Source organism: Rhodococcus sp. 008, from assembly GCF_001682295.1.
Classification (GTDB): Bacteria; Actinomycetota; Actinomycetes; order Mycobacteriales; family Mycobacteriaceae; genus Rhodococcus_F; species Rhodococcus_F qingshengii.
The window spans coordinates 1248590-1262856 of record NZ_CP012749.1; the positions used below are offsets into that span (position 1 = coordinate 1248590).

Below are 14267 nucleotides of genomic sequence, written 5' to 3' on the forward strand. Positions count from 1 at the left end.
CCGTCCTTGCTTCGAAAGTATTTGTGGGACTAGATCATCGAGCGGTGGATACCCTGCGGTTCGCCGCCGAGCTGCGAGAGCGTCGACGCATGGAAGATGGAGCCAGGTACATGGATCGCGTGCGCGAGACCGGCATGAGCGTCACGCCAGAACCGCTGCATCGGCGTGTTCAACTGCAAAGCCCCACCACCGGAACGAGCAAAGATCTCGTCCACCGCACGCACCGCCCGCCACGCAGCAGCAGTCTGCGTACGCCGACCGATCGCACGAAGCTCGAACGAAACTTCCTGCCCCTTCTCCGTCATGTCCCAGAAACGATCCACCGTCTCCAAGATCGCAGCCCGAGAAGCAGCGATCTCGGCCGCAGCCTCACCGATCGCGAACAGCACGTACGGATCTTCCTTGATCGGAACACCACTGACCGTCACACGCTCACGCTGCGCCGCCATGTTGCACGCCAACGCACCCTCGGCGATACCGATCAACGACGAGGTGATCCCCAACGGGAAAATGCACGAGAACGGGAACTTGTACAACGTCTCCGTACGACCCGCTTCCTTCCACGCCGTCCCGTCGTACACCTTTCCGGCGTCGATCGTGCGGTAGGTGGGCAGGAACGCGTCCTTGACGATCAGGTCCTTCGACCCGGTTCCGCGCAGGCCCACGACATTCCAGCTGTCCTGGTCGATGTCGTAATCGGAGCGCGGCAGCAGTACGTGCAGGTGCTTCGGCGGCATCAACGGCTTGCCGGACTCGTCACCGACCATCGCGCCGATCATGATCCAGTCACAGTGATCGGTGCCGGACGAGAACGACCAACGACCGTTGAGGATGTACCCACCCTCGACCGGCCTCGCCACGCCCATCGGCGCATACGGTGACGCCATCCACGTATCGGGATCGGTTCCCCACACCTCTTCCTGAGCCTTGCGGTCGAAGAACGCAAGCTCCCACGGATGCACACCGACGATGCCGCTGACCCAGCCCGTGGCACCGTCCATCGCGCCGATAGCCATTGCCGTCTCGGCGAATTCACGCGGATGCGCCTCGAGGCCTCCGAACTCCTTCGGCTGGAACATCCGGATGACGCCGGAGTCGCGCAAGCGCTTCGCGCTGCCGTCCGTCAAGCGCATCAGCTTGTCGCCCTCGACCCCGTCGGCGCGGATCTCGTCGGCGAACTGTGAGATGTTGTCCAGAACCTGACCCATGATTTTTCCGGCTTTCTGGTTTCGCTACCCGGCGAGTGCCTGGGCAGAATGAAAATCTGTTGGTGAAACGGTGGCAGGTAGCCCACCGAAGTGCAGAAACGCTTCCCGGTGAGTGGGAGCACCCCTGTGCGCCTTTTTGGTAGTGGGGGCTACCAAAAAGGCGCACGGGCCTTACTTGCCTTCTGGACGCGTCAGAAATGCCAGAACGGACGCGACCCAGGCGTCGCGAGCTTCGATCATCGTCCAGTGTCCGCAGTTGGGGAAGATGTGAACTTCGCCGTTGGGGATGTCGCGCATCGGCAGAATCGCCATGTCCACGGGGCTGACGCGGTCATCGCGTCCCCAGGTCAACAGCGTCGGCGCCTTGATCTTGTTCAGCTGTGCCCAGTACGGCACGGCGGTCGACGCAGCGGCAGCCGCGCCCATGGCGGCCATGGCCTTGCTGCTGTACATACGACGGGCGATCTCGAGCGTCGTCGGCTCGGTGGCCAGGGCCCAACGCTCTTCGATGAGCTGCTCGGTGACGACGGCACGGTCGAAGACCATCGAATGCAACCAGCGGACCAGAGCTTCGCGGGTGGGGTTGTCGGTGAACTCCATGAGGAGTTTGATGCCTTCACCGGGGCCCGGCGAGAAGGTGTTCTTTCCCATGCCGCCGATGGTGACGAGCTTGCTCACCCGGTGCGGCTCGTCGATCGCGACCTTGGTGGCGACGATGCCGCCCATGGAGTTACCGATCATGTGGACCGGGCCGAGGCCAAGGCCGTCGAGGAACATCCCGACCGACGCCTGCGCCATCATCATCGGATGGTCGGGGCCGGGATCGCTGACGCCGAATCCGGGAAACTCGAGAACGTAGCAGTGGAAGTGCTTCGCGAAGTCCGCGAGAACGCCGCGGTAGTTACGCCAACCGGTGACGCCGGGGCCCGATCCGTGCAGCAGCAGGAGCGGCGGGCCGTCGCCGGCTTCGTGGTACCGGAGCACACCGAGATCGGTCTGCAGTTCCTTCAGAGTTCCCTCGTAGCTCAGTTCAGTCGTCATGGTCCGAACGGTGCCATCAGTACCGCTGAGCTGCTATGACTCGTCCCGATCAGCGAGACAAGTCGATCAAAATACGTCAGATCCAGTGGTCGGACGACGCTGCCAGCAGGCGATCCATCGTCTCCGCCGAGAACGTATTGGTCGGAACGGGAGGCGTTTTGCGGCCGCGGCGAGGAGCACCCAGTTCGGGGTACAGCGTCCGCGAGACCTCGCGAGCCGCGTCGACGACCAGCGGAGCAACTCGCTCGAGCTGAGCGGTCCGCATGTCACCACACAACGCGATGCTGCCGACGGGACCCTCGTGTCCGCGAATTGCCGAAGCCACACAAGCGACTCCACGCGCCGACTCCCCGCGTTCGAAGGCCAGTCCCCGACGCTGACGGATGCGGTTCAGTTCCTGGTGGAGCACAGCGACGTCGGTGATCGTGTTCTCGGTACAGCGGGGAAGAGAAGCCCCGAACAGAGCGTCGACGCGCTCAGGGTCGATCCACGCCAGCATCGCCTTGCCACCAGCCGTCGAATGAGCGAGCACTCTGCCGCCGACGCGGGACGGGAGCGCCGCGGCGAATCGTCCGCCGACCTTGTCGAGATAGACGCTCTCGCGTCCGTCGAGCACCGACAGGTGAACGACCATGCCGGTCTGCAGGTGCAGTTCGTGCAGAAGCGGTGCAGCGGCTTCGCGGATCTGGCTGTGGCCGCCGTCGCCACCACCGAGGCCGAGCGCGCGACGCCCGAGGCAGTAGCCGAACGATGCGTGATCGACCCAGTCCAGCTTGACCAGCTGATCGAGAATGCGGTGGACCGTGGAGCGCGGCAACTGAGTACGGCACGCGACCTCTTCCAGCGTCAGCCGCGCGGCGCGGCCGTCGAAGGCGTCGAGAATCAGTGTCATCCGCTCGACCATCGACGGCGGCAGATCCTTCTTGGGTTGCCCACCGGCAGTCTGGACGGTGGACAGTGTGTCGTTCATGTCAACAATGGTCATGGACGCCTCCCGAAAACTGGAATTGATTCTACCGACTATAACCCAGGTCACAGTTTCTGGAAAGTGAATCGATCTTTTCGATCCCGATCAGCGGTAATTCACCTGCCACCGGGCGAGTGGGGACGCTATAAACGCCCGATGCACCTGGGAATCGTCACACCGGTCCTGATTCAGCACCCGAGCACGCGCTCGGAGTGGGAGGCAAGTGCTGACATCGGCGAGATCGCCACAGTGGCCGCCACGGCGGATCGACTCGGTTTCCATCATCTGACCTGCAGTGAACACGTGGCGGTCCCCGAGGGGATTGCCGCCGAGCGCGGCGGAACCTACTGGGATCCGCTCGCCACCCTTGGTTTTCTCGCCGCGCGTACATCAAGAATCCTGCTGGCGACCCAGGTGCTGGTGTTGGGCTACCACCACCCCCTCGAGATCGCCAAGCGTTACGGAACGCTTGATCGCGTCAGCAATGGACGCCTGATACTCGGCCTCGGGGTGGGGACTCTGAAACAAGAATTCGATCTCATAAATGCTCCATTTGCCGACCGAGGAGCGCGCGCTGACGATGCCTTGGCCGCACTTCGGGCATCACTGTCGACGCCGACTCCGGAGTATCACGGCGAGTTCTACGACTACTCCGGATTTGTCGTCGAACCCCACGCCGTCCAGAAACGGGTGCCGCTGTGGATCGGCGGCCGGACCAAGAGATCGCTGCGCCGGGCCACCACACACGGCGACGGGTGGGTGCCGTTCGGGCTGCGATTCTCCGAACTGAAGGAAATGCTCGACGCCACGACGCTCCCCGACGGATTCGACGTGGTGCTTCCCGCCGGTGCGCCGCTCGATCCTCTCGGCAATCGCGAATCCACCCTTCGCGCCTTGACTCGCGTCCGTGACGCCGGGGCGACCATCGCCAGCTGCTCGGTCGGCGCTCGAAGCGTCGAGCACTACTGCGAACAACTCGAAGAACTTCACCGAATCGCCCTCGCCGAGGGCTTTTCTTTCACCACTTCCTGATTCCCCGACAATTCAATGCAAAGGACGTACCGATGACCGACTCGACCGCCCTGATCGAATCCCTGCTCGCCCGAGTGGAATTGCTCGAGGACAAGCTCGCGATCACCGAACTGCTGACCACATACAGCCCTGCCGTCGACAGCGGATCAGCCGACGAGGTCGCGAACCTGTGGCTCGAGGACGGCGTCTACGACGTCGATACCGGTGCGATGCACGGCCGCGGCGAACTGCGCGCGATGGTTCACAGCGCCTCACACCAGAACTGGATCATGAACGGCGCGGCTCACATGATGACACCCGCCCACATCCGCATCGACGGCAACAAGGCCGTCGCGACCTGCCATTCGCAGTTGGTCATCAAAGACCCCGAGAACCCGACGGGATTCAAGGTCCTCCGCATCACCGCAAACCGCTGGGAACTGATCAAGACGGACGGCGAGTGGAAGGTCGAACTGCGTACCAACGCCCTCCTCGACGGCCGACCCGAGGCTCGCGCTCTCCTGGCTGCCGGCGTGACGGCCTAACCGGCCTGTGCGCGGTTAGGGACCCTCTGCGGTCGCTGACCGCGCACAGCTGTTGAAAGTTCGGCTCCCCGAACTCTATAGTTCACTTATTCGAACCAACAGGTCCGAGTACGTGTGACCAGGAGACCGATGAGCACCAGTACGCAAGAGCCGACGACTCCGCGCCGACGACCCACGGGGAGATCCATCGCCCTGCTCGGTCCGGCGTTCGTCGCGGCAATCGCGTACGTCGATCCGGGCAACGTCGCCGCCAACCTCACCGCCGGCGCCAAGTACGGCTACCTCCTCATCTGGGTACTCGTACTCGCCAACGCGATGGCCGTCCTCGTGCAGTATCTGTCCGCGAAACTCGGTCTCGTCTCCGGCAGATCCCTGCCCGAAATGCTGGGTCAGCGCCTGCGTAAGAACAACCGCCGCGCCTTCTGGCTCCAGGCCGAGACGATGGCGATCGCGACCGACGTCGCCGAAGTCATCGGCGGCGCCATCGCACTCAACCTGCTCTTCAACATCCCGCTCTTCCTCGGCGGACTGATCACCGGATGCGTGTCGATGGTCATCCTGACGATCCAAAGTCGGCGCGGACAGCGCACTTTCGAGTTCGTGGTCATGGGATTGCTGGCCATCATCACCATCGGCTTCCTGACCGGGCTCGCCTTCACCGACGTCTCCGGCAGCGAGGCCGTCGCCGGACTGGTCCCCCGCTTCGAAGGAACCGAGACCGTACTGCTCGCCGCCAGCATGCTCGGAGCAACGGTCATGCCGCACGCGATCTACCTTCACTCCGCATTGGCACGTGATCGCCACGGCCACATCAAACCCGGCCCACGGTTGCAGCGACTACTCAAAGTCACCCGTTGGGATGTCGTCGTCGCGTTGATCATCGCCGGTGGCGTGAACATCGGCATGCTGCTTCTGGCCGCTTCGGCGCTGCGCGGAGTACCCGGCACCGACACCATCGACGGCGCGCATGCCGCGATCGAGAATTCGCTCGGCCCGGGCGTAGCCGTGGTGTTCGCGATCGGCCTCCTCGCCTCCGGACTCGCGTCGACCTCCGTGGGATGCGCGGCCGGCGCCGAGATCATGCATGGTCTTCTGGCCATTCGGATTCCGGTGATCACACGCCGGATCGTCACGCTCATCCCGGCGCTGATCGTGCTCGGACTCGGCGTCGACCCGACGCTGGCGCTCGTGCTCAGCCAAGTGGTCTTGAGCCTGTGCATCCCCTTCGCGATCATCCCACTGGTGCGAATGACCTCGGACCCCGAACTCATGGGCGACGCTCGCAATGCCCCGCTCACGACCGTCGCGGCGTGGATTGCGGCGGGCTTGATCGTTGCACTCAACGTCGCTCTGCTGGTTCTGACGGTGACAGGCTAGAGCACCGGAGCCACCCAACGCGTCCCTCACAAACGCGCTGGACGGCTCCGGCCGGACTAGGAGACTTGCTCGGCGAGAGTGGCCTTGGCCCAGCGATAGTCGGCCTTTCCGCTGGGAGAACGCCTGATCGACGGAACATTCATGACGGTGCGCGGCACTTTGTACCGAGCGACCTGCGACGCGCAATGCTCACCGATCTCGGCAGCGTCCGGGACGTCGAAGCCTTCGCGGGTCGTGATGACCGCAGCGACGCGCTCACCGAACTTCGCATCCGGAATTCCCGCGACCAAAGCGTCGAGCACCGCCGGGTGACTCTTGAGCGCCTGCTCGACCTCTTCCGGATACACCTTCTCCCCGCCGGTGTTGATGCACTGAGAACCACGTCCCAGCAAGACGATCGAGCCGTCGGCTTCCACGCGTCCGACGTCGCCGAGCACCGACATCCGCACCCCGTCGATCACCGGGAACGTAGCCGCGGTCTTGACCGGATCATTGAAGTAGCCGACCGGCACGTGACCGCTGCGAGCGATGTAGCCGGTCTCGGGCGATCCCGGCTCCAGCGGCCGCATCCTTTCGTCCACGACGCGGGTCTCGTCGCGAGCGGCGATGCGCATCAGGCCGTCTTCGCCGATCTCCAGATTGCCGTCGACGCCCGACTCCGAGGAGCCGAATCCGTCGCGGATCACCAGGTTCGGAAGCATCGACTTGAGCTGCTCCCGCAGTGAGAGCGAGAACAAGGCTCCGCCGGACGAGACCATTCCGACCGTGCTGAGGTCGTAATCTGCTGCGTTTGCTGCCAATTCGTCTGCGAGCGGACGTGCCATCGCGTCTCCGACGACGGTGATGGAGACGGCCTTCTCACTTCCGGCGAGCTGCAGCGTCGTCTTCGCGTCGAACCGCGCCATGAGAATTGCGTTGGCGCCCATGAAGAATCCGGTGAACAGCGAGTACGACGCCGCACCGTGCATCAGGGGTGCGGTACTGAGCATGTTCATCGCGGGGACGTTCGGCACCGCGGCGAACAGAGCCTCAGCGGTCGTGTGCGGCGGACCGAACGGATTTCCGCCGGTGAGCGCCGCGAAGTAGAAGTCTTCATGACGCCACATGACACCCTTGGGCATCCCCGTCGTGCCGCCGGTGTAGATGACGAAGAGGTCGTCGTTGCTGCGGGGCGCGAAGTCACGAGTAGCGGGCTGCTCCGCGGCAGCGTCGGCGTATCCAACGACGTCGACACCTTCGATATCGCGGACCACGGACTTGCCGACGACAACGACGTGTTTGATGCCGGGCGCGGCCGGGAGAACCGTCTCCACGACGGAAACGAACTCCTCGTCCACGATCAGTGCTACCGACTGCGAATCGTTGTACAGATAGGTCAGTTCGGCGTCGACGTAGCGATAGTTGACGTTGATCGGGACCGCACGAATCTTGAGGCAGCCGAGCAAACTCTCGACGAACTCGATGCTGTTGCGCATGTGCAGAGCAACGTGATCGCCGGGCCCGACACCGACGCTCGCCAGGTGGCGGGCGATGCGATTCGAGCCCTCGTCCAGCTCGACGTAGGTGCGACGACGACCATCGCACACGAGCGCCGTGCGGTCCGGAATCAGATCCGAGATGCCCTCGTACAGATCTGCCAAATTCAGTGACACTGCTGGTGCCTTCCTTGATGTCCGGCCCGGTGAATTCGGGGCCGACCGTACTGCGTTTTCGGTGGGAACTATCCGACCCTGGAGCCGACGAATGCGGCCGAGAACTGAGCGGATCGGTGGTGACGCAAACGCGTACGCGGTGGGATCGCCGCGTCGCCCCAAGGTGGCATGCAGCGCTCGTGACCCAGATCACCGCTCCCGCTGAGTGAGACTCCTCCTCAGTCGGCCAAACTTCTGTTCAAAACTAGAACTAATTCTGATTTCGCTCGAATGATTTTTTCGGAACGACTACCGAACTCTCGACTTCAAATTAGAATGAATACTAATTCTGCAAGACGTACCCGACCGCCCGGATCGAAGGAGCACGACATGACGCAATCACTGAGCTTGGAAGGCAAAGTTGCCGCCGTCACCGGCGCCGGCGCCGGCCTGGGTCGCGCCGAAGCACTCGGACTCGCGGCTGCCGGTGCAGCCGTCATCGTCAACGACATGGGTGCAGCGGCCAACGACGTGGTCGACGAGATCAAGGCCGCAGGTGGACAGGCACTCGCCGTCACCGGCGACGTCTCCGACTGGTCGCTCGGCGGGCGCATCATCGAAGAGGCTGTCAAGAACTTCGGATCCTTCGACATCCTCGTCAACAATGCAGGCATCCTGCGCGACAAGATGATCTTCAACCTGACCGAATCCGATTGGGACGACGTCATCCGTGTGCACCTCAAGGGCCACGCCGCCACCTCGCACGCAGCCGCAGTCCACTGGCGCGCAGCCAGCAAGGCAGCCGACGCACCGGTCTACGGCCGCATCATCAACACCTCTTCCGAGGCCTTCCTCTTCGGCAGCGCCGGACAGCCCAACTACTCGGCAGCCAAGGCCGGCATCACCGCTCTGACGCTCTCGAGCGCAGCAGGTCTCTCCCGCTACGGCGTCCGCACCAACGCGATCTGCCCCCGTGCCCGCACCGCCATGACGGCAGAAGCCTTCGGCGAGAACAACACCGGCGTCGTCGGCCTCGATCCGCTTGCACCCGAGCGCGTCGCGACCCTGGTCAGCTACCTCGCATCCCCCGATTCCGACGAGATCAACGGACAGGTCTTCGTCGTCTACGGCAAGATGGTGGCGTTGATGGAAGCACCCAAGGTCGAGAACCGTTTCGACGCAGCCGGATCCGCGTTCACCGTCGAAGAGCTCGGTGGCCAGCTCTCGTCTTACTTCTCCGGCCGTGGGCCGTACGAGACCTACGCCGCCTACAGCATCGCCGGCCTCGAAAAGATTGCACTTGCAGTCGACGAGACCGCAACAGTTTGAGCAGCACTTACGAAGAGGAGCGTTTCATGAGGTTGAACGGCAAGGTAGCGATCGTCACCGGCGGCGCCGGTGGAATCGGTCGCGCTGTCACCCGAGTCTTCGCCCGTGAAGGCGCGAAGGTCCTGTTCGTCGACATCAACGACGAGCAGGGCCACGCCCTCGAACAAGAACTGGCCGGCTCCGGCAAGTTCCTGAACGTCGACCTTGCTGCCGCCGGTTCGGCCGAGCAGATCCGTGACGCCGCGCTCGAGGCTTTCGGCAAGCTCGACATCCTGGTGAACAACGCTCACGCGTCCCGTCAGGCTCCGTTGCTCGAAACCACGCAGGACATGTTCGACCTGTCCTTCAACACCGGTTTCTACCCCGTTGTCCACCTCATGCAGGCGTGCCACGACGAACTCGCGAAGACCAAGGGTTCGGTCGTCAACTTCGCATCGGGTTCAGGTTTGGACGGAATGCCCACCCAGACGTCCTACGCTGCGGCCAAGGAAGCTGTGCGAGGCCTGACGCGCGTCGTCGCCAACGAGTGGGCGCCGGAAGGCATTCGGGTCAACGTGGTCTGCCCGTTCGCCGCCACCGAAGGCGTCGTCAAGTGGCAGGAAGCCTTCCCCGAGCGCGCAGCCGCATCGGTTGCCAAGGTACCTCTCGGACGCATCGGTGATCCCGAAACCGACATCGCTCCCGTCGTGGTATTCCTGGCGAGCGAGGATTCCAAGTACATGACCGGACAGACGTTGATGGCCGACGGCGGCAGCATCAAATTGCGCTGAGCGAAATACTTCTCGGTGGGCTCAGCTCACCGAGAAGAGTTTCGCAGCGTTGTCGTGCACGACGGCTCGCAACCATTCGTCTCCGAGATCGAAACGCGTAACCGCTTGCAAAGCCGTGAGATACGGGTACGGAATGTTCGGGAAGTCGCTACCGAACAGAATCCGGTCCTGCATGTCGACGAGCCGTGAAACGTCCGCCTTCGGGAAGGCACACTGCTCTTCCGTGAAATCGGTGAACGCCATGGTCGTATCCAGGCGGACGTTGCCGTAAGCCTCTGCCAGATCGAGGAATTCGCTGTACTCGGGCATCCCCATGTGGGCGACGATCAACGACAGGCGCGGGTACCGTGCGAGCAGCGAAGCAATGCGATCAGGTCCCGTGTACTCCCCCGGCGCCGGTCCCGAACCACAGTGGATCACGATGGGCGTCTCGGAGTCCTCGAGTTGCCCCCAGACCTTGTCGAGCAGAGGGTCGTTCGGATCGTAGTTTCCGACCTGAATGTGGGACTTGAAGATTCGCGCGCCCGACTCCAATGCCTTGCCGACGTACGACGCCGCCGACTCCTCGGGATAGAACGTGGCCGTGTGCAGGCAATCGGGCGTTTGCGCGGCAAATTCGACGGCCCACTGATTGAGCCACTCGGCCATCGCGTGCTTGTGCGGGTAGATCATCGACGTGAAAGCCCGGACACCGAACTCGCGGAGACGGTGTACCCGCTCCTCCTCGGCAAGTCGGTACGCGATCGGCCAAGGTCGACCGATCATCGGTCCCGCCGAATCGAAGTAGCCCCACACCTTGTCCATGACGCTCTTCGGCATGAAATGGGTATGGACGTCGATCACGCCAGGAACACCCAACTCGCGCCAAAAAGCCCGAACCTCGGCGATCTCCTCCGGTCCAGTCGATGGGACCTCTTCGGTACACACGTCTGACACCCCTTTCGTTCGCTCGACCATACCGAGTGCCGTCGCGCTCACCGGGACAGGTCGTTGACGGCCCGCCCGGAGCACCCGAATGTGAACCCATCTTGCCGATCACCGTTGGAGGTTGAATGTCTCAGGCCGAGTCCGAAGTGGGGTCGATCAGTGCCGTGGAGGAACTGCTCGCAATCGAGGAAATCAAGCGTGTGTTCGCCGCGCGCCTACGCTGCATGGACACCAAGCAGTGGCACGTCTACCCAACCCTGCACACCGCAGACGTCGTCAGCGAGACGTGGGGCGGACTCCCGACAGACAAGCAACCCAAGACCGGCGACACCTCGAACCAGGTAGTGGGCATCGACAAACTCACCGCGGCAATTCGGAACATGCTCGACGGCGACATCCCCCTCACCACGACGCACCACGCACACACTCCCGAAATCGTGCTGACCTCGCCCACCACCGCAACCGGCATCTGGGCGATGGAGGACATGCTGTGGTGGAACGACGGCGAGAAAGAACTGCACCTACACGGCTACGGCCACTACCACGAGAAATACCGCAAAGAAGACGGCAAGTGGCTGATCAGCTACCGAACCCTCACCCGGCTCCGTGTCGACCAGGACCCCGGATTCTTCCGATTCATGAAAGCGCTGTGACGAAGTGACCAACCCGCTGTTCCAACCGCTCCGCATCCGTTCGCTCGAACTGTCCAACCGCATAGTCATGTCGCCGATGACGCGCACGTACTCCATCGAAGGTGTGCCCGGCCGCGACGTTGCCGACTACTACCGCCGACGAGCTGAGGGCGGCACCGGACTGATCGTCACCGAAGGCGTCGCGATCGATCACGAGACTGCTGTCGACCACGCCAACGTCCCCAACCTCCACACTCCCGCTGCTCAGGCCGGATGGCGGAAGGTAGTCGACGACGTGCACGCTGCGGGCGGCAAGATCGTGCCTCAGCTCTGGCACGTCGGACCTTTGTGGGGCGCGATGACGCAGATGGACCCCTCACTCAAGCCGATGCGCCCCTCAGGCGAGTGGGGCCCGCTCGGCGTCACCTCGTACTCCGCTGCCTACGTCGAACGCGCACAGGCGAGCACCGAAGCGATGACCGAGCAGGACATCCAGGACGTCATCGACGCGTACGTCCGTAGCGCGAAGCACGCCGTCGAACTCGGCTTCGACGGCATCGCGATCCACGGCGGTCACGGCTACCTCCTCGATTCCTTCTTCTGGGAGGGCACCAACCAGCGCGACGACGCGTGGGGAGGCGACCTGGAGCGTCGTACCAGGTTCCCGGCCGCCGTCGTCGCCGCGATCCGCGCGGCCATCGGACCGGATCTGCCGATCATCTACCGTTTCTCACAGCACAAGCAGCAAGATTTCACCGCGAAGATCGCCGAAACCCCCGAAGAGTTGGGCGTCATCCTGGGCGCGCTGGTCGACGCCGGAGTCGACGTTCTCGACGCCAGCATCAGGCGTTTCGACGTGCCGGCCTTCGAAGGCAGCGATCTCTCGTTGGCGGGTTGGGCGAAGAAGCTGACCGGCGCCGTCACGATGGCCGTCGGCAGCGTCGGTATCGGAAAGTCGCTGCGGGACAGCCGCATCGAAGGCGTCGCACCTGTAGTCGACAACATCCCACAGCTCGAGGAGCGCATCGGCAGCGGAGAGTTCGATCTGATCGCGATCGGCCGTCTCCATCTCGCCGATCCTGCATTGGCAACTACCCTGCGCGCCGGTGGCCCGCTACCGGCGTTCGATCGAGCGGTGCATGAGGGCAGCTTGATCTAGGGGCTCCGCCCCTGTGCGCCTTTCCGGTAGTTCGCACTACCAAAAAGGCGCACAGGGCCGAAGGCCTTTATGTTCGACCCATGACTACTTTCAACGCCTGGGTCGCCCGCGACAGCGACGGCACCATCGACTTCGCCCCCGAAACCGTCGACGAATCCTTCCTCCCGGCAGGTGAGGTCACCATTCGCGTCGAGTATTCGAGCGTCAACTACAAGGACGCGCTCGCGGTCACGCCGAAAGGCGGGGTGGTTCGCGATTACCCGATCGTCCCCGGTATCGACGTCGCCGGCGAGGTCATCGCCTCCGAGTCCGACGCATTCGCCCCGGGCGACAAGGTCGTCGCACATGGCTACGAGATCGGGACCGCCCGCAACGGCGGCTACGCCGAGATCGCCCGTTTGCCTGCCGAGTGGGTCGTGAAGCTCGACGGCATTTCCACCGCCGACGCTGCCGCGATCGGCACGGCAGGATTCACCGCAGCCATGAGCGTCCAAGCCATTCTGGCCAGCGGAGTGAAGCCCGCCGACGGTCCCGTCCTGGTGACGGGCGCGAGCGGCGGAGTCGGCACCGTCAGCGTCGACCTTCTGGCAAGCGCGGGCTTCGACGTGATCGCCTCCAGCGGCAAGCCCGGCGCGGCAGACCTTCTGACGTCACTCGGTGCGTCTTCGGTGATCGGCAGGCTTCCCGAGGATCCCGACGCCAAGCCTCGCCCGCTCGGAAAATCTCAGTGGGCGGCGGCCGTCGACTGCGTCGGTGGAAAGACCCTCGCTCACGTTCTGAGCACGATCAATTACGGCGGTGTTGTGGCCGCCAGCGGATTGACCGGCGGCGCCGCGCTGCCTACGACCGTGCTGCCGTTCATTCTCCGCGGAGTCTCACTGCTGGGCATGGACTCGGTATTGATGCCGATCGAACCCCGTCGCGCGCTGTGGGCCCGTCTGGGCTCCGACTTGGCCCCACGTCATCTGAAGGAGATCACGAACCTCGTTGCCGTCCGCGACGTCGTCTCGGTGATCGATCAGGTCCGCGAAGGCAAGTACACCGGCCGGGCGCTGGTTCAGGTTGCCGACGGATTCTGAACCGCTCAGAATAGTGTGAACAGATCTGCCGGTTCTTCGACCGTCGTGGACTTCTCCTTGTAAGGAGAGTTCACGGCGGTCGGTTCTTTCTTCACCGGGGCAGCAAGCGGGACCGATGCGATGTCCCCCGAGACGATGGCGCGTGCGGCTTCGCCGGCCAGCTTGTCTGCCATTTCGTTGTAGTGGTTGCCGATGTGCCCGCGCACCCAGCGAAAGCGCACCGGACCGACTCGATCGGTGATGGCTCGATCGATACTCTGCACCAGTTCGAGGTTCTTGACCGCCCCGCCGCTCGCGGTCTTCCAGCCCTTGCGCTTCCAACTGGGCAACCATTCGGAAGCGCACTTGATGGCGTACTGCGAGTCGGATTCGATGAGTAGAGGATCAGCACCGGGATGGGCGACGACGGCCTCGAACAGAGCACGCAACTCTGCAATCTGGTTGGTGCCGGACGCTTCTCCGCCGGACATGCTCGGACCCTCGTGATTGACCCACGCCCAGCCGATAGCCCCACCGGGGTTTCGCAGACAGGATCCGTCGGTGCTCACGATGATCATGGCTCGGACAATACGTTGCGCCACCGACACACGC

Annotated in this window: 14 protein-coding genes; 8 read left to right on the forward strand and 6 right to left on the reverse strand. The window is 63.5% G+C overall.

The window, feature by feature from the left end:
• Positions 1–29: 29 nt before the first annotated feature.
• The 3 genes from AOT96_RS05870 to AOT96_RS05880 all read right to left on the reverse strand — a co-directional run bounded on the left by AOT96_RS05870 (position 30) and on the right by AOT96_RS05880 (position 3234).
• Positions 30–1208: an acyl-CoA dehydrogenase family protein gene (locus tag AOT96_RS05870; protein ID WP_003940250.1), complete on the reverse strand. Its 1179-nt coding sequence runs from the start codon at positions 1206–1208 to the stop codon at positions 30–32.
• A gap of 171 nt (positions 1209–1379) precedes the next feature.
• Positions 1380–2249 carry an alpha/beta fold hydrolase gene (locus AOT96_RS05875; protein ID WP_003940235.1) on the reverse strand — a complete coding sequence of 290 codons (870 nt, stop codon included), beginning with the start codon at positions 2247–2249 and terminating at the stop codon, positions 1380–1382.
• Between the two features lie 76 nt (positions 2250–2325).
• The gene (locus AOT96_RS05880) at positions 2326–3234 is read right to left on the reverse strand and encodes an IclR family transcriptional regulator (RefSeq protein ID WP_007729442.1); all 909 of its coding nucleotides are present in this window, start codon (positions 3232–3234) and stop codon (positions 2326–2328) included.
• Positions 3235–3372: 138 nt separating this feature from the next.
• Between AOT96_RS05880 and AOT96_RS05885 the strand changes: the two genes are divergently transcribed.
• The 3 genes from AOT96_RS05885 (at position 3373) to AOT96_RS05895 (ending at position 6149) form a co-directional block, all read left to right on the forward strand.
• Complete coding sequence (locus tag AOT96_RS05885) at positions 3373–4248, forward strand: TIGR03619 family F420-dependent LLM class oxidoreductase (RefSeq protein WP_065351430.1); 876 nt, start codon at positions 3373–3375, stop codon at positions 4246–4248.
• 32 nt (positions 4249–4280) lie between these two features.
• A complete protein-coding gene (locus AOT96_RS05890; RefSeq protein ID WP_003939809.1) occupies positions 4281–4772 on the forward strand; it encodes a nuclear transport factor 2 family protein in 492 nt (163 codons plus the stop codon).
• Positions 4773–4901: 129 nt separating this feature from the next.
• Positions 4902–6149 (forward strand): Nramp family divalent metal transporter, encoded by a 1248-nt coding sequence (locus AOT96_RS05895; RefSeq protein WP_065351431.1) that lies wholly within the window; start codon positions 4902–4904, stop codon positions 6147–6149.
• A gap of 56 nt (positions 6150–6205) precedes the next feature.
• Here AOT96_RS05895 and AOT96_RS05900 read toward each other — a convergent pair whose 3' ends face one another.
• Positions 6206–7801, reverse strand: coding sequence for an acyl-CoA synthetase (locus AOT96_RS05900; RefSeq protein WP_065351432.1), 1596 nt, complete (start codon positions 7799–7801; stop codon positions 6206–6208).
• 369 nt (positions 7802–8170) lie between these two features.
• On the opposite strand from AOT96_RS05900, the gene AOT96_RS05905 reads away from it, so the two are divergent.
• Entirely contained in the window at positions 8171–9109 is a 939-nt protein-coding gene (locus AOT96_RS05905) for a 3-oxoacyl-ACP reductase (RefSeq protein WP_065351433.1), read from the forward strand.
• A gap of 26 nt (positions 9110–9135) precedes the next feature.
• Positions 9136–9879, forward strand: coding sequence for an SDR family NAD(P)-dependent oxidoreductase (locus tag AOT96_RS05910; RefSeq protein WP_065351434.1), 744 nt, complete (start codon positions 9136–9138; stop codon positions 9877–9879).
• Between the two features lie 21 nt (positions 9880–9900).
• On the opposite strand, the gene AOT96_RS05915 is transcribed toward AOT96_RS05910, so the two are convergent.
• A complete protein-coding gene (locus AOT96_RS05915) occupies positions 9901–10806 on the reverse strand; it encodes an amidohydrolase family protein (RefSeq protein WP_003940342.1) in 906 nt (301 codons plus the stop codon).
• 125 nt (positions 10807–10931) lie between these two features.
• Here AOT96_RS05915 and AOT96_RS05920 point away from each other — a divergent pair, with 125 nt between their 5' ends.
• The 3 genes from AOT96_RS05920 (at position 10932) to AOT96_RS05930 (ending at position 13676) form a co-directional block, all read left to right on the forward strand.
• Entirely contained in the window at positions 10932–11459 is a 528-nt protein-coding gene (locus AOT96_RS05920) for a nuclear transport factor 2 family protein (protein WP_065351435.1), read from the forward strand.
• 4 nt (positions 11460–11463) lie between these two features.
• Complete coding sequence (locus tag AOT96_RS05925) at positions 11464–12597, forward strand: oxidoreductase (RefSeq protein WP_003940612.1); 1134 nt, start codon at positions 11464–11466, stop codon at positions 12595–12597.
• A gap of 80 nt (positions 12598–12677) precedes the next feature.
• Positions 12678–13676, forward strand: a complete 999-nt coding sequence (locus AOT96_RS05930) for an MDR family oxidoreductase (protein WP_065351436.1) — start codon at positions 12678–12680, stop codon at positions 13674–13676.
• A gap of 5 nt (positions 13677–13681) precedes the next feature.
• Here the strand turns inward: AOT96_RS05930 and AOT96_RS05935 are convergent, their stop codons facing one another.
• A complete protein-coding gene (locus tag AOT96_RS05935) occupies positions 13682–14233 on the reverse strand; it encodes a ribonuclease H family protein (RefSeq protein ID WP_065351437.1) in 552 nt (183 codons plus the stop codon).
• Positions 14234–14267: the final 34 nt, after the last annotated feature.